The sequence below is a fragment of the Nocardia sp. FBN12 genome (assembly GCF_050320175.1).
In the GTDB taxonomy this organism is placed as follows: Bacteria; Actinomycetota; Actinomycetes; order Mycobacteriales; family Mycobacteriaceae; genus Nocardia.
The window spans coordinates 5418556-5441284 of record NZ_CP190048.1 but is presented as its reverse complement, the minus strand read 5'-3'; the positions used below and the strand labels follow the sequence as shown (position 1 = coordinate 5441284).

Below are 22729 nucleotides of genomic sequence, written 5' to 3'. Positions count from 1 at the left end.
CCAACCGTGCGGCGTTGTCGAGCCCGGCTCCCGCTAGTGGATGAAAGTGCCGGTCAGGGCAGCTGCGTGGGGACTTCGGGGAAGAGGTGCGGCTGGGCGGTGAAGTACGCCGGTGAGCCGCCGGCGCGCACGATGCCCTCGAGCGCGCTCCACGCCATCATCGTCAGGTAGTCGATGACGTCCTGGCGGGGCATGGCCTTCTCGGTCGTCGTCCACCAGTGCGTGGCCAGCTGGATGCCGCCGACCAGCACGTAGGACCACAACATCGCGCCGTCGGTGCGCACGCCCTTGTCGCCGGCCCGGTCGACCAGCACTGTGGTGACCACCTCGGCGAAGAGCCGCTCGAACTCCGCGAGCGAGGACTTGTCGCCCGCGGAATTGCTCATGATGAAGCGGTAGACCTCGGGGTCGTCGTCGACGGTGCCGACGTATTCGGTCATCGCGGCGCGCACGAGCTGGTACTCGTCGGCATCGAGGCTGATCGCGCCGTAGACCCGGGGCAGCAACGTGGTTTCGATGAAGCGCTGCATGGTGGCGTGGACCAGGTCGTTCTTGTCCGCGAAGTAGCGGTACAGGACGGTCTTGGACACGCCGATCTCGGTGGCGATCTCGTCCATGCCCGCCTGGCTGCCGCGGGCGCGGATGGCGTTGAGGGTGCCGTCGACCAGTTCTTCGCGGCGGTCGATCTTGTGCTGTCGCCACCGACGTTTGCGGCCGTCGGCCTGGCCGCCGCCGCGCACAGGTGCTCGGCTCGACTGCTCGCCGATCTCGACAAGGTCTTCGGTGGACAGAACAGCCCCCTTGTGATCGATGTTGGCGTCTCTGCACAACAGCTTAGGCGCGCCGGTGTGGGGTGGCGCTCCTTTGGCCCACGTTGGGGCATTTACCACACTTCGCTGGGTACCCGCGCGTACGCCAAACCAGGCGGTTCACCGTGTCGTGGGCGGCGCCACGCGGGGTTGGCGGCGGCACACTCGCCGCGCGCACAGCAGAATGGGGGCTATGGAGAAATCTCCCGGCAACACGGCGGTTCTCACGCCGCGCACCGAGACCGCCACGCAGGCCGCCGGCTTCGCGATGCTGACCGACGAGGCGGGCAAGAAACGCGACCTGTTCAAGATGAAGGCGCTGGCGACCGGTTTCCTGGTGGTGGCCAGTGTGATCTACCTGCTGTGCCGCTGGCTCGAATCGCGCGGCGGCGGCGGCGAGTGGGTGGGCTATGTGCGCGCGGCCTCGGAGGCGGGCATGGTCGGCGCGCTGGCCGACTGGTTCGCGGTCACCGCGCTGTTCAAGCACCCGCTGGGGCTGCCGATCCCGCACACCGCGATCATCCGCAAGAAGAAGGACCAGCTCGGCGAGAGCCTCGGCGCCTTCGTCGGCACCAACTTCCTCGCCCCCGACGTGGTCTCGGCCCGCCTCGACGCGGCGCAGATCTCGCTGCGCGTCGGCCGCTGGATGGCCGATCCGGGGCACGCGGCCCGGGTGGCGCAGGAGAGCGCGACGATCCTCACCGCGGTGGTGAACACCCTGCGCGACGAGGACGTCGAGGAGATCATCGACAACACCATCGTCAAACGGATCGCCGAGCCGCTGTGGGGGCCGCCGCTGGGGCGGGTGCTCTCGGAACTGATCGCCGACAACCGGCAGCGGCCGCTGATCGATCTGCTGGCCGAGCGCGCGCATCAGTGGGCGCTCGGTTCGCAGGACACGATCGACCGGATCGTGGTGCGCGATGCGCCGCAGTGGGCGCCGAAATTCGTCAACACGTTGCTTTCCGAGCGAATTTATCGGGAACTCGTCGAGTTCACCTGGAAGGTGCGCTCCGATCCCGATCATGAATTGCGCCGGGCGGCCGATCGCTTTCTGCAGGATTTCGCCGAGGACCTGCAGCACGACGACGCGATGATCGCCAAGGCGGAGAAGGTGAAGGCCGAGATCATGGGCCGCGAGCAGATCACCGGAATGGCCGAGGCCACCTGGCGGGCGGCGAAACGGTTGATCTTGGAGTCGGCCGATGATCCGGATTCCACGCTTCGTCGCAAGGTGGCCGAGAATGTGCAACAGCTCGGTGAGCGACTGCGTGACGATCCGGCGATGCGTGGCAAAGTGGACGGGTGGATCGACCGCGGTGCTCGCTATCTGGTCGGAAACTACTCCGCGGAGATCACGACACTGGTGACCGAGACGGTCGCGCGCTGGGACGCCGACGAGGCGAGCCGGAAGATCGAATTGCAGGTCGGCCGGGATCTGCAGTTCATCAGGATCAACGGCACGGTCGTCGGCTCGCTCGCCGGCCTTGCCATCTACACGATCTCGCAGCTGCTGTTCCACTGAGTAGGTGTCAGCTGGGCTGAACACAGCTGGTCAGCGGGGTTGAGTGACGGTTAGCCGACCAAGTGCTAACTGTAGTGCTTGCAATAGTTAGCACCCTGTTCTAGTATTGGCCTTACAACGCCAGAAGGTGAGCGATGACAGACCAACCCGAGAGTCGTGTAGCGCACGCGGCTCAAGATATCGGAGGTTTCATCAGGGCACAGCGCGAAGGCGCGCAGGTGTCCCTGCGTCAGCTCGCCGCTCTGGCGGGGGTGAGTAATCCGTACCTGAGCCAAATCGAACGCGGATTACGTAATCCCTCCGCCGAAGTACTCGCGCAGATCGCCAAGGCACTGCGGGTTTCCTCGGAGGTGTTGTATGTGCGGGCAGGATTTCTGGAACAGCGTCCGCACAGCCCGGTCCGTGACGCCCTGCTCGCCGATACCTCGGTATCCGAGCGGCAGAAACAGGTGTTGCTGGAAATCTATGAGTCGTTTCGCCGGGAAAACGGGGAAGAGACCGGCTCAGGGGGGACCGAGCGAGACAGTGACGTTTCGCTCACGACAACTGACACTCCGCCACACCAGGAGAATGAAGACTGATGACCGAGAAGACCGCCACTGTGTCCAAGCCGCTGTTCGCCACCGTCGGCGCCGGTGACGCCATCTACGCCGCCGTGAACGACGTTGTCGCCGACGTCCGTGGCCGCGTTGTCGCCACCGATGCCAAGGCCCGCGTCGAAGAGGCCCGCGAGCGCATCGCGAACGTGCCCGCCGACGTGCAGGCCCAGTTCGACACCCTGCGTGACCGCATCTCCGGCCTGCCGTCGGAGCTGCCGGAGGACCTCGCCGAGCTGCGCGAGAAGTTCACCCCCGAAGAGCTGCGCAAGCTGGCCGAGCAGTACTACCGCCAGGCGCTCGACATCTACGCCGATCTCGCCGTGCGCGGCGAGGAGACCGTCGACCGGCTGCGTGCCAACCAGGCCGTCGACGAGCAGATCGGCCGCGTCGAGACCCTTTACAAGGATGCCTCGGCTCGCGCCGAGGATGCCCTGACCAAGGTCAACGACCTGCTGGGCCGTGGCAAGGCCGAGGCCGAGGCTGTGGCCGACAAGGTCGAGGCTGTTGTCGAGGCCGAGGTCGTCGCCGTCACCGACGAGACCACTCCGGCCAAGGCTCCGGCCGCCAAGAAGGCCGCTCCGGCCAAGAAGGCTCCGGCGAAGAAGGCAGCCGCGCCGAAGAAGGTCTGACAGCCTTCGCGCATCACCGCTGACAGCGGCCCCGTACACCCTGTGTGTGCGGGGCCGCTGTTCGTATGATGGGAGGCGTGAACATTGTGAATGGGTTGACCTCGCTGATTCTGCTGGTCCTGTGGGTCTGCGCCCTCGGTGCGACGGTGTTCGCGCTCATTCACGCGATCCGGCAGCGTTCGGATGCCTTCACCGCGGTCGACAAGTTGAGCAAGCCGATCTGGTTGGCCATTCTCGGCGGCGCGCTGGTGTTCCTGCTGCTCGGGGCGGGTGGGCTGGGATTCATCGCGATCATCGGCATCGTCGCGACCGGTGTGTATCTGGCCGACGTGCGGCCGAAGGTCGACGAGGTGCAGCGCGGCCCGCGCTGGTAAATAGCTCGTCGAAGGGCTCGCGGGTGCGTGGTACGCAGTGTTACTGTATCTAGCAGTAACACGAAGGAGTGTGCCGATGCGCGCAACGTTGCCGACGGCTCTGGTGAACCTGGTCGATCAGGCGTCCACCGTGGTCAAGACCGTGCTGGCGGCCCACCGGGCCGACCTGCGGACCCGCTCGCACGGGATCGCGGCCTTCGATCCGCCGCGGATGCCACACGACGTGATCCCGGTGGTCACCGCCGACGGCGCCCGCCTTCGGGTGCACGCCTACGGCCCGGTCGACGCGCCCGTCATCGTGTTCGCGCACGGCTGGACCTGTTCCCTCGAATACTGGAACGCCCAGATCAACGCCTTCGCCGGCGAGTACCGCGTGGTCGCCTACGACCAGCGCGGCCACGGCGAGAGCACCAACGGGTACGCCAAGCCGAGCACGAATCTGCTCGCCGACGACCTGTGCGACGTACTCGACGCCGTCCTGCTGCCGGGTCAGCGTGCGGTGCTCGCCGGGCACAGCATGGGCGGGATGACGCTGATCGCCTGGGCCGGTCGCTACCCCGAGCGGGTCGCCGAGCAGGCCGCCGCGGTGATCCTCACCAATACCGGCGCGCACTCGCTGGTCGAGGTGTCGACCATGGTTCCCGGCCTCAATGTGCCGTTGCGGATTCTCCGCGGCCGGTCGATGCCGACACCGGACTGGCTCGGCAAGCTCATCCTCGGCACCCCGGTGGTCATGCCGCCGATCAAGCCGGTGCGCTGGATCTTCGCCCGTCAGGTGATGACCCTCGATACCTCGCGCGAGAAGCTGGACTACGCGCTCTCGGTGGTGCGTGGCTGCCCGATGATGACGCGCTCGCGCTACGGATTCCTGCTCACCGGCCTGCACCTGGGCGATGACGCGAAGAATTTCTCGGTCCCCACCACCGTGCTCGCCGGCGACCGCGACGACATGACCCCGGTGCTGCACGCCGAGCGCCTGGCCGCGCTGCTGCGTGAAGCAGGCACCCTGGCCGGGTTCAAGGTGCTGCCGACCGGGCATCTGGGCAATGTCGAACGCTTCGACCTGTTCAATGCCGAAGTGGCTGAGGTGCTCGCCGCTGTCCGCGAGCCCGTGCGCGCCCTGGCCTGACCGCCTGCGAGAATCGGCGGATGAGTTCTACCGCTGTGACCTCGGACGACCGCCGATTCGTGCTCACCCTCGGGTGCCCGGACCGGCCGGGCATCATCGCCCGGATCTCCTCGTTCATCGCCGAGTTCGGTGGCTCGATCTCCGAGGCCGGGTACCACTCCGACGGTGACATCGGCTGGTTCTTCACCCGGCAGGCCGTGAAGGCCTCGACGGTGCCGTTCTCGATCGACGAGTTGCGCGGGCGCTTCGCCGACGTGGCCGCCGAGTTCGGTCCCGAAACCGACTGGCAGGTCCACGATTCCGGTTCGCCGCGACGGGTGGTGCTGCTGGTCAGCAAGGACGGGCACTGCCTACACGACCTGCTCGGACGCGCGCAGGCCGGTGAGCTGCCCGCCACCATCGAGGCCGTGATCGGCAACCATCCCGATCTGGCGGGGATGACCGAGGCGCACGGGATCAAGTTCCACTACGTGCCGTTCCCGAAGGATCCGGCCGAGCGTGGTCCGGCCTTCGAGCAGGTGCGCGAACTCGTCGACGCCCACGATCCGCACGCGGTGGTGCTCGCCCGTTTCATGCAGGTGCTGCCCGCGCAGCTGTGCGAGTACTGGGCCGGGCGCGCGATCAATATCCACCACAGCTTCCTGCCCTCGTTCGTCGGCGCGCGGCCCTATCACCAGGCGTACGCGCGCGGGGTGAAGCTGATCGGGGCGACCTGCCATTACGTCACCGCCGAGCTGGACGCGGGGCCCATCATCGAGCAGGACGTGATCCGGGTCGATCACGCCGACGACGTGCGCGACATGGTGCGCCAGGGCCGCGACATCGAGCGGGTCGTGCTCGCGCGCGGGCTGCGCTGGCACCTCGAGGGCCGGGTGCTCGTGCACGGTCGGCGCACGGTTGTCTTCGAGTGATTCAGAGGTCGTAAAAGGGTGCGGGGTAACGGAATTCGCCGGTGACTGCGGAGTCGTACGCGGTGAGCGGGCGCACCTGGAAGTACGGCGCCCAGTCGGCTTCGTCGGGCACGATGCCAAGGCGCGGGCCGGGGACGAAACCGAAGCGGGCGTAGTAATCGGGATCGCCGACCAGGCCGACGACCGATTCGTCGAGGGCATCGGCGGCGCCGAGCGCGGCATGGACCAGCGCCGAGCCGACGCCGGACTTCTGATGCTCGGGATCGACGCCGAGCGGGCCGAGCGCGAGCACCGGGAACGGGCCGATCCCGGCCCTGGTCAGGCAGATGTGCCCGACGACGGTGTCGTATTCGAGCGCGACCAGCGACAGCGTCGGCATCCAGGCCTCGTCGGTGCGTAGCGTGTCGACGAGGGCGGATTCGGGTGGTTCGGTGACGGCCGGGTCGCCCGCGTACTGCGGGGCGAAGGCGGCGCGGTGGATCGCGGCGATGGCCGCGGCGTCCGCTGGGGTCTCGCGACGGATCAGCACAGGCATAAGTGTCCAGGATTTGGGTAGTTGAGCGCAATGATGTGCGCGGCCTGATGTCGGCGGATACGTCGACGACCTCGCCGCTGGACTCGGCCGCGGGTATGCCATGCTCGGGAAATGACTTCCGCGCCGCTGACCCGGGCCGCCGTGGCCGACCTGATCGACCACACCCTGCTGGCCCCGGAAGCGACTCCGGCCGAGGTCGACGCGCTGATCGCCGAGGCACGCAAGCTCGGGGTCTACGCGATCTGCCTTTCGCCCTCGATGCTGCCCGTGCGCGCGCCCGGACTGGTGGTGGCGACCGTCGCGGGTTTCCCTTCCGGCAAACATCATTCGCTGGTGAAGGGCGCCGAGGCGCGGCTGGCCGTCGACCAGGGCGCCGCCGAGATCGACATGGTGATCGACGTGGGTGCCGCGCTGGCCGGTGATTTCAATGCCGTCCTCGCCGACATCATCACCGTGCGCGAGGCGACCGCCGATCGCGCCGTGCTCAAGGTGATCATCGAATCGGCCGCGCTCACCGACGACGCGATCGTCGGTGCGTGCCGGGCAGCCGAGCGGGCAGGCGCCGATTTCGTGAAGACCTCCACCGGTTTTCATCCCGCGGGCGGGGCGAGCGTGCACGCGGTGCGATTGATGGCCGAGACCGTCGGCGGGCGGCTCGGGGTGAAGGCCAGTGGTGGGATCCGCACCGCCGAGGACGCCGCGGCGATGATCGAGGCTGGTGCTACCCGGCTCGGTCTGTCGAAATCCGCCGTGGTGCTCGACGGCTTTCCCGAGTAGGCAACGGATTTCGCCGCCGCGCGGGATCAGCAGGTGAACTCGGCCTGCTGACCGGGCGGGTTGCTCGCGGCGTCGAGCGAGGTCTTGCCGCCCGAGAGGTGCACTGTCACACCGTCATCGGTGACCTTCACCTCCTGCGCGCGCAGACCGAGCGGGTAGCTCTGCAAGCTCTGCGTGAATGTTTCGACGATGCCCTGCACGAGGTCGGTGGGCAGGCCGATGCCGAGCAGCTGGGCCGACTTGGTGTCCACCGTGATGTTGCCGTCGCGGACCAGCGGCTGCACCTCCAGCTGGGCGAGGCCGCCGAGCACGTCCAGGGTCAGCACGCCGGTGCTCGCCGAGGAGCTCACACCGCTCACCATCGTGCCGAGGGTCTGGCGGATGCCTTCGTTGTTCCAGGTCACGTCGGCGGTGGAGCTGCCGATGGTGCCGCCCCCGCGACCGCGGTCGACGAGCTCGATGTCGTTGAATTTCGCGTGCACCGCCATGCCGACCGCGGGACCGAACTTGTTGTCCTCACTGTCGACGGTGAGCGAGCCGACCTTGCCGTCCACATAGGACAGCAACACCGGTCGGAGGCCGAAGCCGACGTCGATGCTCGAGCCCATCTCCTGCTCGAACGCGCCGCTGATGCAGTTCGAGATCTTGTGCCGGGCATAGGCTTCGGTTCCACCGATGGCCGCGACCAGCAGGATGGCGACCACCGCCAGCGCGATCACCAGCGGGCGCCGACCGATCCTGGGGCGTGTTGTCTTCTGCGTGGTCATGGCATCGGATTCTTCCCGATCTTTCTGTGTCTGCTCTGAGGACGGAGTGAAAGCCTTCACAGCAAAATGTGACCTGGCGCACTGCACCGGGCGTAACCTGGGCTTCATGACTGGCGAGGGCATGCGCCGGGTGGCGGGGACAGCGGATCATCGGTGGAGGGTGCTGCGGCGGCTCGCCGGGCGGCACGCGGGCTTCTTCACCACTCGTCAGGTGTTGCGGACCGGCTGTGAATCCCAGGTCAGGGCGGCATTGGGGGACGGGTCGGTGACCAGGGCCGGGGTCGGGATGATGCGGCTGGGGCAGTGGCGGGTGGGGCCGCTGGATGAATACGCGATGTGGGCGGCGTGGTTCGACGGCGCGGCGGCGGTGTCGTATCAGAGTGCGGCGGAACTGCATGGGATCGGCCGGTTGCAGCCGCGGTTTCTGCATCTGTCGGTGTCGGCGGGGCGCCCGCCGGTGACGCCGCGGCTGGTGCTGACGCGACGCAAGCTCTCCGGGGTGGACGTGGAGTCGGCCGGGCCGTTTCTGGTGACTACGCCCGTGCGGACCGTCCTGGATCTGGCCGAGACCGAGATCTCGCAGTCGGCGCTGGACGAGGTGGTGGCCGACGCGGTGGCGATTCACCGGTGCGATACCGACGAGATCTGGTGGGGTGGGCAGCAATTGGCGCCACGGGCGTCGGCGCGGGTGCGCCGGGCGTTAAGCCGGGTGTGACGGGGCGACGACATCCCAGGGGACCGACAGCACGCAGTCGCGCATTCTTCGCTGGTAGGGCCGTAGCGGGAAACCGTTGGCGCGCAGCATCTCCGCCGCTTCTCGCCAGCGGATGCGCGGGCCGTACGGTGCCAGCGCCGCCGTTCGTTCCCAGGCCTGGTCGGCCGCGGCGAGGAGGGCGTGGATGCGTTCGCCGGGAATGTTGCGGTGGATCAACGCTTTCGGCAGGCGCTCGGCGATGTCGGAGGGCCGGTCTACGGTGAAGGGATCCCAGGCCAGGGTGAGGGAAAGGGGGCGGTGACGGTCAATCAGCACCCAGGCGCAGCGGCGGCCGAGTTCATCGCAGGTGCCGTCCACGAGCAGGCCGTCGGGGGCCAGATTGGCCTGGATCCGGGACCACGCGTCGGGGACAGCGTCCTCGGGGTACTGGCGTAGGACGTTGAACGCGCGGACCAGGGTCGGTCGCAGACCTGCCAGCTCGAAGCCGCCGCGAGCGAAGCGGACGCCGTCGCGGGGCTCGACCACGCGGGCCGGATCGATCTCGAGGCCGACCACCTCGACATCGGGGCGGACGGTGCGCAGGCGAGCGGCCAGCTCGAAGGTGGTCCAGGGCGCGGCGCCGTAGCCGAGGTCGACAACCAGGGGGGTGGTGGATTCACGCAGGGTCGTGCTGACGAGTTCGTCGTTGACGAGCCAGCGATCGCTGCGGCGTAGGCGATTGACGCCGGTGGTGCCGCGGGTGATGGTGCCGACCGGGGGGAGGGCCTTGCGGCTCGGGGCCACTCGAAACTCTCGGTGGGGTGTCAGACCGATTTGTCGGCGGTCTGCTTGTCCAGGTAGCGCAGGGTTTCCTCCTGCTCGGCGCGGAACAGGTCGACCAGGTTGACCAGCATCAACTGCTCGAGCCGCGGACCGACCATGGGGATGAAGACCTTGGCGGTGGGGGAGAAGCGCATGGTGGCACCGGTCTCGGTGGGGAACAGGCGGATGGTGCCCGTGAGGCTGCCGGGGCCCGCGGGGATCGAGGCGGAGAACTTGCCCTCGGTCTCGTCGTGGGCGAAGGGGCCCCAGCTCTCCTTGCGGGTGATCACCATGTCTTTGCGCATGACGGTCTGGGCGATCTCGGGCAGCATCTCGCGCGGCAGGGTGTGGTGCAGGACCACGTCGATGCCGTCATCGGTGACGTCGAGGCTCACCACTTCGTTGTTGGGCGCGTACTTGCGCATTTCGGCGACGCGGGCTTCCCAGTAGTCCCTGCTCTGGAGGGCTGCGTACAACTCTTCGGTGGTGTGCAGGGGGTAGCGGGCGGAGTAGTCCAGTCTGCGTGCCATGGCAGGACACGTTACGGGGTTGAACTGGGCGCCGGCATAAGAGGTGGGGATGTTGTCGAGGGTCCCAAGGCGATGAGACCGAGGGTCAGGTCGAACCGCCGCCGACGTCAGCGCTGACGATCTGCGTGTTCTAGAGGGTGAGGCCGACGGTAACCGGCTCGGGTTCGAGGGTGACGCCGAATCGTTCCTGGACGCCCGCGCGGACGGTGCGGGCCAGGGCGACGATGTCGGTGGCGGTCGCGGTGCCGCGGTTGGTCAGGGCCAGGGTGTGTTTGGTCGACAGGCGCGCGGCGGCCTCATCGCCGGGGAAGCCCTTCGCGAAACCGGCTCGTTCGATGAGCCAGCCTGCCGAGAGTTTGGTGCCGTCGAGGGCGGGATAGGTGGGCACCTTCACGTCGTCACCGACGTGCGCGGCGATCGCGGCCAGTACCTGGGGGAGCCGTTCATCGGAGACAACGGGGTTGGTGAAGAACGAACCGGCACTCCAGGTGTCGTGATCGGCGGGGTCGAGCACCATACCCTTGCCCGCTCGCAGGCGCAGTACTTTCGCGCGCACCTGCGCGACGGGACGGGTTTCGCCGTCGCCCGCGCCGAGCACCTTCGCGAGTTCGCCGTAGCGCAGCGGTGCGCTCATCCCACTCGGGTCCACCGCGAATTCGACCGCGAGGACCACGGCGTCGTCGCTGTGCTTGAGCACACTGGTCCGGTAGCCGAAGCCGAGCTCGGCCGGTTCGACCCAGCGCACGTCCCCGGTCTTGCGATCGAGCAGCCGCACCCGGCGCAACAGCGACGCGACCTCGACGCCGTACGCGCCGACGTTCTGTACCGGCGTAGCACCGGCCGAACCCGGAATCCCGGACAGGCACTCGAGCCCGCCCAATCCGGCCGCGACGGTCGCCGCGACGACCTCGTCCCAGTTCGCGCCCGCCTCGGCTACGACACCGTCGGCGCCGAGCTCCACGCCGGTCGTGGCGACCCGCACGGCCACGCCGTCGAAGCCGGCGTCGTCGATGAGCAGGTTCGACCCGCCCGCCACCAGCAGGACCGCGATACCGGCCGCATCCAGGGCCTTCACCGTGGCCACCAGGGCCTCGGTGGTCGTGCATTCGGCGAGCAGCGCGGGTCCACCGACCCGCAGGGTCGTCAATTCGGACAAACGCACCGAATCGTGGACCTTCGCGCCGGTATCGGCCAGCAGGTCACGCAGCTGATCGGAGGACACCACCCGTGTTGTACGCACGTCCGCAGACGGTACCGTGTCGAGCATGGCTACACCTCTGGCGTTCACTGCCGGCTACACGCATTCCGTCGATGCGGTGCGCGCCGCGTACTCCGACGAGCAGTACTGGAAGGCCCGGATCGCCGAGGTCGGCGGCCCAGGGGCCCGGCTCGACGCCTTCGCCGTCGACGGCGACCAGGTCCGTGTCCAGATGGTGCAGTCCATCCCCGCCGATCAGCTTCCGCCCGCCATCACCGCCGTGCGCCCCGGTGACCTGATCATTCCGCGCACCGAGACCTACACCGGCACCGGCGGCATCTTCGAAGCCCACGTCGACGGCGCCCCCGCGGTGGTCCGCGGCACGGTGACCATGGCACCCGACGGCGGCACGGGGTCGACCACCGCCATCAACGGCACCATCGAGGTGAAGATCCCGCTCTTCGGCGGCAAGATCGAGGCGGCCATCTCGGAGCACCTGATCGAACTCCTCGGCAACGAGGCCACCTTCACCGAGGAATGGCTCAACCGCCAGTAGTCGCGCACCGACATGGTTGGTGACCGCTCTCACGGGGTATAGGTCGATAGCCCGGCGTACATTCGATGCGTGAGCAAACATTCGGTAACCGGTCTGTTGCCCGCGCGGGCTACCGCGCGGCGAGGTTTGTCGGCGCGGGGGCGTGAAATGCGCGTTCGGGGCGGGCGGTCGCTGGTTGCGGTGATCTTGCTGGCGGTGCTCGTCGTGCTGACCGGGTGCACGGTCGGCGGGTCGGATGAGAGTGCGGAGCCGGCCGGCCCGGTCGCGCAGGTCACCATCGCGCCCACGCCCGGCGCCACCGATGTCGACCCCGTCGCCCCCGTCTCGGTGACGGTCGCCCATGGCACGATCGACCAGATCGCGCTCACCAATGCCAGCGGCAAGCAGATCACCGGAGAGCTCAGCCCGGATCGCACGACCTACCAGGTCTCCGAACCGCTCGGCTACGGCGCGGCCTACACCTGGACCGGCACCGCCATCGGCGCCGATGCGAAGCCGGTGCCGATCAACAGCACCTTCACCACGATCAGCCCGCAGTCGACCATTCCGGCCACGATCAATATCGGCGACGGCCAGGAAGTCGGCATCGCGGCGCCGATCATCCTGAAGTTCGTCGGGCCCGTCACGAACAAGGCGGCGGTGGAGAAGGCGCTCACCGTCACCACCGATCAGAGCACCGAAGGGTCATGGGCCTGGCTGCCCGACGACGGTGGCTCGCGCGTGCACTGGCGCCCGAAGAACTACTGGACGCCCGGCACCACCGTGCACGTCGCCGCCAAGCTGTACGGCGTCGACCTCGGCGGCGGCGCCTACGGCGACTCCGATCTCACCTCCGACTTCACCATCGGCCGCAGCCAGATCGTCATCGCGAACGCCCCGAGTCACCGCATGCAGGTGGTCCGCGACGGTGCCACGGTCTTCGACTTCGCGGTCTCCTACGGCGAAGGCAACGAACCGCGCAATGTCACTCGTTCGGGCGTGCACGTGGTCACCGAGAAGTACGAGGACTTCATGATGTCGAATCCGCCGTACTACACCAACGTTCGCGAACGCTGGGCCGTGCGCATCTCCAACAACGGCGAATTCATCCACGCCAACCCAGAATCCTTGGCGTCGCAGGGTTCTTCGAACGTCACCAACGGCTGCATCAACCTCTCGCCCAGCGACGCCCAGGCCTATTTCCCGACGGCCCTCTACGGCGATCCGGTCGAGGTGACCGGTACTTCCATCGAGCTGTCCCAGGCTGACGGCGACATCTACGACTGGGCCGTCGACTGGTCGACGTGGCAGTCGATGTCGGCGTTGTCCGAAGGCGCGGGAGTCGCCATGCCGCGCTAGTCCGAGTCGACAGCAACTCGTCGCGCACGACCCATCCACGCAACGGACCCCGACGGTGATCGTCGGGTCCGTTGTTCTGCCGGGTCAGGCGTAGGCCAGGGCAGCCTTCGTCGGCCAGTGCGGGTGGTTGGGGTCGATGACGTAGTCGTGGGTGTGCTGGTACCGGTTGGGGCCGATCTTGATGGCGTCGACCAGGATCGCCGGGTCGACCGCGCCGAGTTCGTGGACGTGGGTGATCCGGGTGGGGTCGTTGTGGGGCCAGAAGCGGACCGCCGCTGCCGTGCCGATGGCGGCGATGGCGGCGAGGGTGGCCCAGGTGGTGGTGAAGCCCGCGGTGGTGGCCAGCCAGCCGGTGATCGGGTAGGTGACCAGCCAGGCGAGGTGGGACAGGGAGAACTGGGCGGCGAAGAGGGCGGGGCGGTCTTCGGCGCGGGCGGAGCGGCGCAGGACGCGGCCGGTGGGGGTGAGGATCAGTGCGGTGCCCGCGCCGATGGTTGCCCAGGTGGTGAGGGCGGCGGGCCAGTGCCAGTCGCCGGTCGGCAGGGTGGACAGGACGAGTGCGGCGGTGAGGCCGGTGAGCAGCACCGCCGCGCCGGTGAGCATGACCGGGCGTTCGCCGCTGCGGTCCAGGATCTTGGGCAGGGTGAGGGCGATGAGCATGGTGCCGAGGCCGTTCGCCGCGAGCAGCAACGCGACGCCGGACTGGTCGCCGCCCAGCACATCTCGCGCGTAGTTCACCGTGTTGACCATCACCACCGAGCCCGCGGCGGCGACCACCAGGTTCAACCCGAGCAGCCCACGCAGTCGTGGCGTCGCCGCGAACAGTCGCAGCCCGGCCGCGAGCCGTTCCTTGATGGCGCCCTCGCCGACCACCGCGTTCGGAATGCGCGCGGCCATCACCAGGGCGACCGAGACGGCGAAGCCGAGGCCGGTGCCGACGAACAGCCAGTGGAAGCTGATCAGGCTCAGGGCCAGCGCCGCCAGCATCGGGCTGAGCAGCGTTTCCATGGTCGCCGCGAGCTGGGCGGCCGAGAGCGCCTTCGTGTAGTCGCGTTCGTCGGGGAGGATATCGGGCAGAATCGCCTGGTAGGTGGGGGTGTAGGCGGCCGAGGCGATCTGTAGCAGCGTGATGAGCACATAGATCTGCCAGATCTGGTCGACGAAGGGCAGAGCGAGCACGATCGCACCGCGAATGCCGTTGAGCGCCATCAGGAATTGCCTGCGCGGCAGCCTGCCCGCGTACGCGCCCGCGATCGGGGCGATGGTCACGTAGGCGACCATCTTCAGCGTCAACGCGGTGCTGAGCACGATGGCCGCGTTGCCGCCTGCCAGTTCGTAGGCGAGCAGGCCGAGGGCGACCGTGGTGAGTCCGGTGCCGAACAGGGCCGCGACCTGGGCGGTGAACAGCAGTCGGTAGTCGCGGTGGGCGAACAGTGAGGTGGTCATGTGCCTGCCCTTTCAAGGCTGCTTATCTGCGTATGAATGCAATAACCAGCATATGGCGGGACGTATTCCAGGAGAGCCGAAATTTCTTTCGACTTGACCTCAATAACCGTTGAGGTAGGACGGTAGAGCGCAGCGGCGGCCGAGGGGCCGTCACCGACGAAGAGGGAACGTCATGAGCGCCACGGTTGACCACGTCCGAACCGCCGACAGCCCGTTGCGGCTCGCGGTCGTCATCGGCAGCACCAGACAGGGGCGCTTCGGCCCGACGATCGCGGGCTGGTTCATCCGGCAGGCCGCACTGCGCGACGTCATCACCGTCGACGTCGTCGACACCGCCGACATCGAACTGCCGCAGGCGTTCGGCGCCCCCACCAGCCATGCGTCGGTCGCGCAGGCCACCGAAAAGCTCTCGCGCGCCGACGCGTTCGTGGTGGTGACGCCCGAGTACAACCACAGCTACCCTGGCTCGCTGAAGAACCTGATCGACAGTCATCACGCCGAATGGCAGGCCAAGCCAGTGGGTTTCGTCTCCTACGGCGGCATCTCCGGCGGGCTACGCGCCGTCGAACACCTGCGTCCGGTCTTCGCCGAACTGCACGCGGTCACCGTGCGCGACTCGGTCGCCTTCCCGAATCCGTGGGGCCGATTCGACGAGCAGGGCGAGCTGACCGCCGCCGATGGTGCCGACGACGCCGCCGCGGTCATGCTGGATCAGCTGACCTGGTGGGGCGAAGCACTGCGCGCGGCCCGTCTCGCCCGGCCGTACGGGAAGTGACGGCCGTGATCACCACCGTCGAACCCGCCACCACCCCACGCGATCCGATGCGGATCGCGCTGGTCCTGGTGGTCGGCATGATCATGGCGACGCTCGATCAGACCATCGTGAACGTCGCCATCAACAAACTCTCCGACGAATTCGATGCGGGCCTCGGCACGATCCAGTGGGTCGTGACCGGCTACTCGCTCGCTCTCGGTGCCGTGGTGCCGACCTCGGCGTGGCTGGTCGGCCGGTTCGGCGCCAAGCGGCTGTATCTGGCGGCGATCACCGCCTTCGCGCTGGGGTCCGCCCTGGCCGGCTTCGCGTGGAATGTCGAGTCGCTCATCGCCTTTCGTGTTATCCAGGGTGCGAGCGGCGGGCTGCTGATGCCGGTCGCCATGGTGATCCTGCTGCGCGCGGCCGGGCCGGACCGGCTGGGTCGGCTGATGAGCACGCTCGGCCTCGCCATCCTGGTCGGCCCGCTGCTCGGGCCGGTGATCGGCGGGTATTTCGTCGACGAGCTGTCGTGGCGGTGGATGTTCTTCATCAATCTGCCGCTGGGTGTGCTGGTGCTGGTGCTGGCCTCGCGGGTGGTGCCCGACGACGCACCGGAACCGCCGCGCGCACTCGATTGGCGCGGGCTGCTGCTGATGTCGCCGGGTCTGGCGCTGGTCATCTACGGAGTTTCCGCCGCGGGCGAGAGCGCGGGCTTCGCTACCCCGTCGGTGCTGGTCCCGCTCCTGGTCGGGGCCGGGCTCATCGCGGCCTTCGTGCGCCGGTCGCTGACCACCGCGACGCCACTGGTGGATCTGCGGGTGCTCCGCCATCGGACGACCGGCATCTGCGCGGTGCTGCTCGCGGTGTTCGCGAGTGGGTACTTCGGCTCGATGCTGTTGCTGCCATTGTATTTTCAGGTAGTTCGCGGTGAATCAGCGCTGATGGCAGGTGCTCTCGGCATCCCGGTCGCGTTGGCGTCCGGGATCGCGATGCAGGTGGGCGGCAGGCTGATCGACCGGGTTCCGCCCGGGCGCTACCTGCCGGTGTCGATCATGATGGCGCTCACCGGTTTCGGGCTGTTCGTGGTGCAGCTCGACGCGGACACGCCGTATTGGGCGATGGGCGCGGCGATGCTGCTGATGGGTGCCGGTGGCGGTGGCACGATGATGCCGCTGATCACCACGGCGACCAGACCGTTGAGCCGCGAGCAGCAGCCGGCCGGGTCGACGGTGCTGAACATGATCAGCACCACGTCCACGGCGATCGGGACCGCGGTGGCCTCGGTGACGCTGGGCGCGCTGCTCCCGGTCGCGGGCGGGCTGCAAGCTCTGCACGCGATGGGCTCGCAGCAGCGCGCCGACCTCGCCCCAGCCTTGGCCGAGGCGTTCCAGCACACCTATCTGATCGTTCCGGCTTTGATCGCGTTGGCACTGGTCCCGGCGCTGTTACTGCCTCGACGGCGAGTTACCGGCTGATTCGGGGCCGGGCCGGTGGATCGTGTCCACTGGCCCGGTCGGCCGCGACTACGCCTCGGCGGACGCGCTCGCGCGTTCCTTGCTCAGCTCGATGGTCTGATCGGTGGTCAGCCCCTGCTGCTTGGCCAGCAGGTCGCGGATCTCGATGAGCAGCTCGGTCTCGGTGGGCTCGGCGTCTTTGGTGGTGCCGAACTTGTTCTTCAGCGACTTCATCGGCAGCATCAGCACGAAGTACAGGACCGCGGCGACCATGAAGAAGTCGATGAACGCGGTGATGATCGGGCCGAGCGCGATGAACGTCGCCGGCTTGTCGGCGATCAGCTGGACACCGAGGCCCATCTCATTGGTCGAGCCGAACACCGCGAGCAGCGGATTGATCAGGCCTTTGCTGAACGAGGTGACCACCGCGGTGAACGCGGTGCCCATGACGACAGCGACCGCGAGGTCGATGACGTTCCCGCGCATCAGAAAATCTTTGAACCCACTGAAAACGGACTTGATACCGAGCATGGGACTTCTACTCCTAGGACTGGCTAACGGCAAACGGCCATGTTAACGACCGGTTGCAGATCGTGGCGAATTTGTAGCAACGCCGGAACGCCTCGCTCCCAGTATCAATTCTCGTTGCCGACTCCGCTACTCGAAAGACGGTCGCGTCGAATTGGGCTGGCGCACCCGTCAATTGACAGCGCAGTTCGAGACAGCCCGCGCAGCCTCGGGTGAGAGGCTGAGACAACCGGAGTGTCGAGCTTCACGTTTAGCGGCCGCAGTGGCCAAACCCTGGTCGCGCAACGCGAAGGCCCGGCGTACTCAGAGGCGGCGGGCGAAGGAGCCGGGGCCCGCCTGGTCTCGGGGTTTGACGACGATGGTGTCGAGGTTGACGTGCGGTGGGCGGGTGGCCACGAAGCCGACGATCTCGGCGATGTCCTGGGCATACAGGGGGTCGATGCCCTCGTAGACCTTGGCGGCGCGGTCGGCGTCGCCGTCGAAGCGGACCAGGGAGAACTCGGTTTCCACGGCACCAGGGGCGATCTCGGTGAGGCGGACCGGCTGGCCGAGGAGTTCGCCGCGCAGGGTGCGATGGGCGACGGCCTGGGCGTGCTTGGCGGAGGTGTAGCCGGAGCCGTTGTCGTAGGTGTGTATGGCGGCGATGGAGGTGATGGTGACGATCAGGCCGTCGCCGGAGGCGATCAGTTTGGGCAGCAGCGCCTTGGTGACGCGCAGGGTGCCGACGACATTGGTTTCCCACATCCAGCGCCAGTCGTCGAGGTCGGCGTCGATGACCGGGGCCATGCCTTTCGCGCCGCCCGCGTTGTTGACCAGCACGTCGACGTGGTCGATCGCGTCGGTGAACGCGCGCACCGATTCCTCGGAGGTGACGTCGAGCTCGATGGCGGTGCCGCCGATCTCGGCGGCGAGGCGCTGCACACGGTCGAACCGTCGGGCACCGACATAGACGTGATAACCCTGCTTCGCCAGTTCCCGGGCGGTGGCTTCACCGATTCCCGAGCTGGCTCCGGTGACGACAGCGGTGCGAGTGCTCATGTTCACCGATCCTATTCGCCCCTGATCTACGGCCGCCATGGCTCCGATCACCGTGACGTCAGGCGTACCGCCGGCCCGTGCGGAGCTGAGGAAAGCTTCGCGACGGCGCCGATTAGCCTGTCGGTATGGCTATTCGTGATGCTGTCAGTGCCGATGGAACGAGGATCGTCTACCGGGTCGGTGGTACCGGTCGACCGCTGGTGCTGCTGCACGGGTGGGCGGGGAATCTGCGGTGCTGGGGAGCGGCCGCCGATGATCTGGCCGAGCGTTATCAGGTGATCGCGGTCGATCTGCGTGGGCACGGGTATTCCGACGATCCCGGCACCGGCTATGACGATCCCAAGGCGTGGGCCGGCGATGTGGCCGCGGTACTGGCCGCCGAGGGCATCGACGCGGGCGCTGTTCTGCTCGGCTGGTCGTATGGCGGGATCGTCGCCACCGACTACCTCGCCACCCATGGCACCGCTGCCGTCGCGGGCGTCGTCTACTGCGGTGCGCCCGCCCATATCGGCCGGGGTGTCCCCGGTGCGGCGCCCGGCCCGTCGATGGAGAAGGCGATTCCCGGCGTGTTCGACGAGGCCGCCGGGCGGGCGGTGCGTGCGTTCGCGGTGTTCGGCAATGCCAATACCGGGCCGGGCGAGGACAAGGGTGCCGATGCCCAGCGGCTGTTCGGCGGCAGTCTCGCGACCCCGCCGTCGGTACGCAAGGCGCTGTTCTACCGCACGATCGACAACACCGAAACCCTTCGCGCCCTGGATGTTCCGGTCCTGGTGCTGCACGGCACCGCCGATCCGGTGGTCCCGGCGGCCAATGGTCAGTACATCCTCGACAATGCCCCCGACGCCCGCGGTTCCTTCTGGGAAGGGGCTCAGCACGGGCTGTTCATCGAGGATCGCCCGCGCTTCGTCGCCGAGGTCAGCGCGTTCATCGACGCGCTGGACTGAGGGCTGCCAGCTGGTCGGTGACCTCGCGGTTTCCGGCCCAGCAAATATTTTCGCAAGTTCGTTGCGCTGAGTTTTCGCAATTCGTGGCATGGAACCCGGCTGTCCTATTGGTCTGGTATTGCCGCTTGATATCCGTCTTTCGGGTGTCCATGAAGGCGGGTATGGTCGAGCTGTCTGTGCAGGTAGATCCATTGACGTGATTGGTTCGCGGTGCTGACGTGATCGGTCTGTGATTGGTTACGAGCACCAGCTCGAGCTGGGGAAACAGGATTCCGGAGAATCTTCTGGGAATCGTCACAGACTTTCGGTGAATTCCTCTGTAGCGTTCTGGAATGTCGTTGAATCGTAGACGGAGAAGAGGATTCGGCGTCGAGAACGGAGTTCGATGATGTTTGGTCGGGCAGTGGGCGCACGGGTCGCGGTGGCCATGTTGGGGTTGGTGGCAGGAGCTGTTGTCGGTGTGCCCGCGGTGGCCGCGCCCGAGCAGGCGCGGATCGAAGATCAGCGGGTCGAGCCGGATCGCACCATCGATATGGGCGTGTACTCGCCGGCGATGGACATCGTCACCCGGGTTCGGGTGCTGCGGGCCGCGGATCCGGAAGCGCCCGCGCCGACGCTGTATCTGCTCAACGGGGTGGGCGGTGGCAGCGACGGGAACTGGCTCGATCGCACCGATGTCGTCGAGTTCTTCAAAGACAAACAGGTCAACGTGGTGATCCCGTTCGGCGGGGCAGGCAGCTACTTCGCCGACTGGCGCACCGACGATCCGGTACTCGGCAAGCAGCGCTGGACCACGTTCCTCACCAAAGAGCTACCGCCCGTGATCGATGCGGAGTTCGACGGCACCGGCGCCAACGCCATCGCGGGCCTGTCGATGGCGGGGACCTCGGTGTTCCAGCTCGCGCTCGCCGAGCCGGGGCTGTACCGGGCGATCGGGTCCTACAGCGGGTGCGTGCGCACGAGTGATCCACGCGGACAGGCGATCGTGCGGACCGTGGTGGGCAGCAGGCTCGGCAACGCGGCCAATATGTGGGGCCCGCCCACCGATCCCGCGTGGTCGGCCAACGACCCGTACCTGCACGCGGAAGCGTTGCGCGGCACCGACGTCTACATCTCGTCGGGCACCGGCATTCCCGGCCCGCACGACAACATCGCCGGTGCCAAGGGCGACCCGGTGCAGCTCACCATGCAGCTGCTGTTCGGCGCCGGGCTCGAAGCCGTCACCAATCTGTGCACCCAGCAGTTGCGCGATCGGCTGCAGACGCTCGGCATCCCCGCGACGGTGGACATGCGCCCCAACGGCACCCATTCCTGGGGTTACTGGGAGCAGGACATGCACAAATCGTGGCCCGTGTTCGAGGCGGCGCTGAACCGAGCGTGACGACCGAAATCCGCTCGCGCTCCGGCGTCGGATCGGGCAGGGTGGATCGCGACGAGCACGTGAACTCACACGCTTTCGAGCTGTGACAGCCGTCACCGATCCCGGTAGCGGCTTCGGGGGCGGCGTCGCGGCGTGCACACTGGAGGGTGTGAGCCAGCGTCGTCCCGATCTATTGCCCCATCGCATCGCGGTGCTATCGGTGCACACCTCGCCGCTGGCGCAGCCCGGCACCGGTGACGCGGGCGGGATGAACGTCTACGTGCTGCAAACCGCGCTCGAGCTGGCCAAACGTGGCACCGAGGTGGAGATCTTCACCCGGGCGACCTCCTCGGAGCTGCCGCCGGTGGCCGAAGCCGGACCCGGCGTGATCGTGCGCCACGTGGTCGCGGGCCCGTTCGAGGGACTCGACAAGCACGAGCTGCCCACCCAGCTGTGTCCGTTCACCGCCGAGGTTCTGCGCCAGGAAGCGCGGCATCTGCCCGGCCACTACGACCTCGTGCATTCGCACTACTGGCTGTCCGGCCAGGTCGGCTGGCTCGCGCGCGACCGCTGGCGGGTGCCGCTGGTGCACACCGCGCACACCCTCGCCGCGGTGAAGAACGCCGCGCTGGCCGACGGCGATACCCCCGAACCCGAGACCAGGGTGATCGGCGAGAAGCAGGTGATCGCCGAGTCCGACCGGCTCGTGGCGAACACCGGTGACGAAGCCCGTCAGCTCGTCGACCTCTACGGCGCCTCGCCCGACCGCATCGACGTGGTGCCCCCCGGCGCCGATCTCACCCGTTACCGGCCCGGCGACAAGCTCGCCGCGCGCGCCGAACTCGGGCTGCGCGCCGACGAGCAGCTCGTCGCCTTCATCGGCCGGATCCAGCCGCTCAAGGCCCCCGATGTGCTCGTGCGGGCCGCGGCCGAGCTCCTGAGCCGCGATCCGAGCCGCAAGTTGCGCGTGCTGATCGTGGGCGGGCCTTCCGGCACCGGGCTGGCCAGGCCCGACGCGCTGATCGAACTGGCCGCCGACCTCGGCATCGCCGAGCGCGTCACGTTCCTGCCACCGCAACCGGCCGACAAGCTCGTGCAGGTGTATCGCGCGGCCGACGTGGTTGCCGTGCCCAGCTACAACGAATCCTTCGGCCTGGTCGCCATCGAGGCGCAGGCCAGCGGTACACCCGTGCTCGCCGCCGACGTCGGCGGACTTGGCACCGCGGTCCGTCATCGCGAATCCGGCCTGTTGGTGCCGGGACATCGCACCCCCGAGTGGGCCGACGCGCTGGCCGCCCTGCTCGACGATCCCGACCGCCTCACCCGGATGGGCGCCGCCGCCGTCGAGCACGCGAGCAGGTTCTCCTGGGCGCACACCGCCGACGGCCTGCTCGACAGCTACGCTGCCGCGATGGCCGGATTCCGCAGCGAACGCGGTCCGATCGCCCTGCACGCGGGCGAGACCAGACAGGCCAGATCGCGGGCGCTGTTGCGGCGCCGGACGGGAGTGCGCAGGTGAGCGCCGTTTCGCAGGTTATCGACGACACGCTGCGCGATCGCGAGATCGAATACACCCGCCACGGTGACGACACGTTCATCGTGGTGCTGCCCGGCGAGCGCAAGCTCAAGACCACGGTGATGCTGACCGTCGGCAAGCACGGGGTTCGCATCGAATCGTTCGTCTGCCGCAAGCCCGACGAGAACTTCGAAGGCGTCTACAAATATCTGCTGCGCCGCAACCGCCGCCTGTACGCGGTGGCCTACACCCTCGACAATGTCGGCGACATCTACCTGGTCGGCCGGATGTCCACGGAGTCGGTCACCGCCGACGAGCTCGACCGCATCTTCGGTCAGATCCTGGAAGCCGTCGACAACGACTTCAACATCCTGCTGGAGCTCGGGTTCGCCGAATCCATTCGCAAGGAATGGAAGTGGCGGGTCTCGCGGGGTGAGTCACTGAAGAACCTGCGCGCCTTCGAGCACATCATCGACGACGCCGACAAGGTCTGAAA

At 67.7% G+C, this 22729-nt stretch carries 25 protein-coding genes; 16 read left to right on the top strand and 9 right to left on the bottom strand.

The features are described 5' to 3' along the window. Positions 1-53: 53 nt before the first annotated feature. Positions 54-767, bottom strand: coding sequence for a TetR/AcrR family transcriptional regulator (locus ACQHI0_RS25635; RefSeq protein WP_427909298.1), 714 nt, complete (start codon positions 765-767; stop codon positions 54-56). 310 nt (positions 768-1077) lie between these two features. Here ACQHI0_RS25635 and ACQHI0_RS25630 point away from each other — a divergent pair, with 310 nt between their 5' ends. From ACQHI0_RS25630 to purU, 6 genes are all read left to right on the top strand, one after another. After that, positions 1078-2334, top strand: coding sequence for a DUF445 domain-containing protein (locus ACQHI0_RS25630; protein WP_427909297.1), 1257 nt, complete (start codon positions 1078-1080; stop codon positions 2332-2334). A 134-nt stretch (positions 2335-2468) separates the two neighbouring features. Next, positions 2469-2915 (top strand): helix-turn-helix domain-containing protein, encoded by a 447-nt coding sequence (locus ACQHI0_RS25625; RefSeq protein WP_427904341.1) that lies wholly within the window; start codon positions 2469-2471, stop codon positions 2913-2915. Further along, positions 2915-3562 carry a heparin-binding hemagglutinin gene (locus ACQHI0_RS25620; protein ID WP_427904340.1) on the top strand — a complete coding sequence of 216 codons (648 nt, stop codon included), beginning with the start codon at positions 2915-2917 and terminating at the stop codon, positions 3560-3562. Before ACQHI0_RS25625 ends, ACQHI0_RS25620 begins: the two co-directional genes overlap by 1 nt. Positions 3563-3630: 68 nt before the next feature. Then, positions 3631-3936, top strand: a complete 306-nt coding sequence (locus ACQHI0_RS25615) for a DUF2516 family protein (RefSeq protein WP_427904339.1) — start codon at positions 3631-3633, stop codon at positions 3934-3936. A 76-nt stretch (positions 3937-4012) separates the two neighbouring features. Next, complete coding sequence (locus ACQHI0_RS25610; protein WP_427904338.1) at positions 4013-5065, top strand: alpha/beta fold hydrolase; 1053 nt, start codon at positions 4013-4015, stop codon at positions 5063-5065. 20 nt (positions 5066-5085) lie between these two features. After that, on the top strand, positions 5086-5976 hold the full coding sequence (gene purU / locus ACQHI0_RS25605) for a formyltetrahydrofolate deformylase (RefSeq protein WP_427904337.1): 891 nt from the start codon (positions 5086-5088) through the stop codon (positions 5974-5976). Position 5977: 1 nt separating this feature from the next. Here the strand turns inward: purU and ACQHI0_RS25600 are convergent, their stop codons facing one another. Continuing rightward, entirely contained in the window at positions 5978-6505 is a 528-nt protein-coding gene (locus ACQHI0_RS25600; protein WP_427909296.1) for a GNAT family N-acetyltransferase, read from the bottom strand. Between the two features lie 117 nt (positions 6506-6622). On the opposite strand from ACQHI0_RS25600, the gene deoC reads away from it, so the two are divergent. Next, a complete protein-coding gene (gene deoC / locus ACQHI0_RS25595) occupies positions 6623-7288 on the top strand; it encodes a deoxyribose-phosphate aldolase (RefSeq protein ID WP_427904336.1) in 666 nt (221 codons plus the stop codon). 26 nt (positions 7289-7314) lie between these two features. Here deoC and ACQHI0_RS25590 read toward each other — a convergent pair whose 3' ends face one another. Next, complete coding sequence (locus tag ACQHI0_RS25590) at positions 7315-8055, bottom strand: LmeA family phospholipid-binding protein (RefSeq protein WP_427904335.1); 741 nt, start codon at positions 8053-8055, stop codon at positions 7315-7317. Positions 8056-8161: 106 nt separating this feature from the next. Here ACQHI0_RS25590 and ACQHI0_RS25585 point away from each other — a divergent pair, with 106 nt between their 5' ends. Further along, complete coding sequence (locus ACQHI0_RS25585) at positions 8162-8770, top strand: hypothetical protein (RefSeq protein WP_427904334.1); 609 nt, start codon at positions 8162-8164, stop codon at positions 8768-8770. Here ACQHI0_RS25585 and ACQHI0_RS25580 read toward each other — a convergent pair. The 3 genes from ACQHI0_RS25580 to ACQHI0_RS25570 form a co-directional block, all read right to left on the bottom strand. Next, positions 8756-9553 (bottom strand): class I SAM-dependent methyltransferase, encoded by a 798-nt coding sequence (locus ACQHI0_RS25580; RefSeq protein WP_427904333.1) that lies wholly within the window; start codon positions 9551-9553, stop codon positions 8756-8758. The genes ACQHI0_RS25585 and ACQHI0_RS25580 overlap by 15 nt on opposite strands. A gap of 20 nt (positions 9554-9573) precedes the next feature. Further along, on the bottom strand, positions 9574-10101 hold the full coding sequence (locus tag ACQHI0_RS25575; RefSeq protein ID WP_427904332.1) for a DUF2505 domain-containing protein: 528 nt from the start codon (positions 10099-10101) through the stop codon (positions 9574-9576). A 130-nt stretch (positions 10102-10231) separates the two neighbouring features. Beyond that, positions 10232-11368 carry a UDP-N-acetylmuramate dehydrogenase gene (locus tag ACQHI0_RS25570; protein ID WP_427904331.1) on the bottom strand — a complete coding sequence of 379 codons (1137 nt, stop codon included), beginning with the start codon at positions 11366-11368 and terminating at the stop codon, positions 10232-10234. Here ACQHI0_RS25570 and ACQHI0_RS25565 point away from each other — a divergent pair. Together ACQHI0_RS25565 and ACQHI0_RS25560 are read left to right on the top strand one after the other, a co-directional pair. Further along, on the top strand, positions 11367-11855 hold the full coding sequence (locus ACQHI0_RS25565; protein WP_427904330.1) for a DUF2505 domain-containing protein: 489 nt from the start codon (positions 11367-11369) through the stop codon (positions 11853-11855). The two genes, ACQHI0_RS25570 and ACQHI0_RS25565, sit on opposite strands and share 2 nt — an antisense overlap. 147 nt (positions 11856-12002) lie before the next feature. Continuing rightward, on the top strand, positions 12003-13193 hold the full coding sequence (locus tag ACQHI0_RS25560; protein WP_427909295.1) for a L,D-transpeptidase: 1191 nt from the start codon (positions 12003-12005) through the stop codon (positions 13191-13193). Positions 13194-13277: 84 nt separating this feature from the next. Here the strand turns inward: ACQHI0_RS25560 and ACQHI0_RS25555 are convergent, their stop codons facing one another. Continuing rightward, a complete protein-coding gene (locus tag ACQHI0_RS25555; RefSeq protein WP_427904329.1) occupies positions 13278-14639 on the bottom strand; it encodes an MFS transporter in 1362 nt (453 codons plus the stop codon). Positions 14640-14811: 172 nt separating this feature from the next. Here ACQHI0_RS25555 and ACQHI0_RS25550 point away from each other — a divergent pair, with 172 nt between their 5' ends. Beyond that, positions 14812-15414: an NADPH-dependent FMN reductase gene (locus ACQHI0_RS25550; RefSeq protein WP_427904328.1), complete on the top strand. Its 603-nt coding sequence runs from the start codon at positions 14812-14814 to the stop codon at positions 15412-15414. 5 nt (positions 15415-15419) lie between these two features. Continuing rightward, the gene (locus ACQHI0_RS25545) at positions 15420-16868 is read left to right on the top strand and encodes a DHA2 family efflux MFS transporter permease subunit (protein WP_427904327.1); all 1449 of its coding nucleotides are present in this window, start codon (positions 15420-15422) and stop codon (positions 16866-16868) included. A gap of 48 nt (positions 16869-16916) precedes the next feature. On the opposite strand, the gene ACQHI0_RS25540 is transcribed toward ACQHI0_RS25545, so the two are convergent. Both ACQHI0_RS25540 and ACQHI0_RS25535 read right to left on the bottom strand, forming a co-directional pair. Next, on the bottom strand, positions 16917-17333 hold the full coding sequence (locus ACQHI0_RS25540) for an MscL family protein (RefSeq protein WP_427904326.1): 417 nt from the start codon (positions 17331-17333) through the stop codon (positions 16917-16919). 345 nt (positions 17334-17678) lie between these two features. Continuing rightward, positions 17679-18413 carry an SDR family NAD(P)-dependent oxidoreductase gene (locus ACQHI0_RS25535; RefSeq protein WP_427904325.1) on the bottom strand — a complete coding sequence of 245 codons (735 nt, stop codon included), beginning with the start codon at positions 18411-18413 and terminating at the stop codon, positions 17679-17681. A 125-nt stretch (positions 18414-18538) separates the two neighbouring features. Between ACQHI0_RS25535 and ACQHI0_RS25530 the strand changes: the two genes are divergently transcribed. The 4 genes from ACQHI0_RS25530 (at position 18539) to ACQHI0_RS25515 (ending at position 22727) form a co-directional block, all read left to right on the top strand. After that, complete coding sequence (locus ACQHI0_RS25530) at positions 18539-19357, top strand: alpha/beta fold hydrolase (RefSeq protein ID WP_427904324.1); 819 nt, start codon at positions 18539-18541, stop codon at positions 19355-19357. A 388-nt stretch (positions 19358-19745) separates the two neighbouring features. Then, the gene (locus ACQHI0_RS25525) at positions 19746-20738 is read left to right on the top strand and encodes an alpha/beta hydrolase (RefSeq protein WP_427909294.1); all 993 of its coding nucleotides are present in this window, start codon (positions 19746-19748) and stop codon (positions 20736-20738) included. A 139-nt stretch (positions 20739-20877) separates the two neighbouring features. Beyond that, the gene (gene mshA / locus ACQHI0_RS25520; RefSeq protein WP_427909293.1) at positions 20878-22236 is read left to right on the top strand and encodes a D-inositol-3-phosphate glycosyltransferase; all 1359 of its coding nucleotides are present in this window, start codon (positions 20878-20880) and stop codon (positions 22234-22236) included. Next, entirely contained in the window at positions 22233-22727 is a 495-nt protein-coding gene (locus tag ACQHI0_RS25515; RefSeq protein WP_427904323.1) for a YbjN domain-containing protein, read from the top strand. The genes mshA and ACQHI0_RS25515 overlap by 4 nt, the downstream gene beginning before the upstream one ends. Positions 22728-22729: the final 2 nt, after the last annotated feature.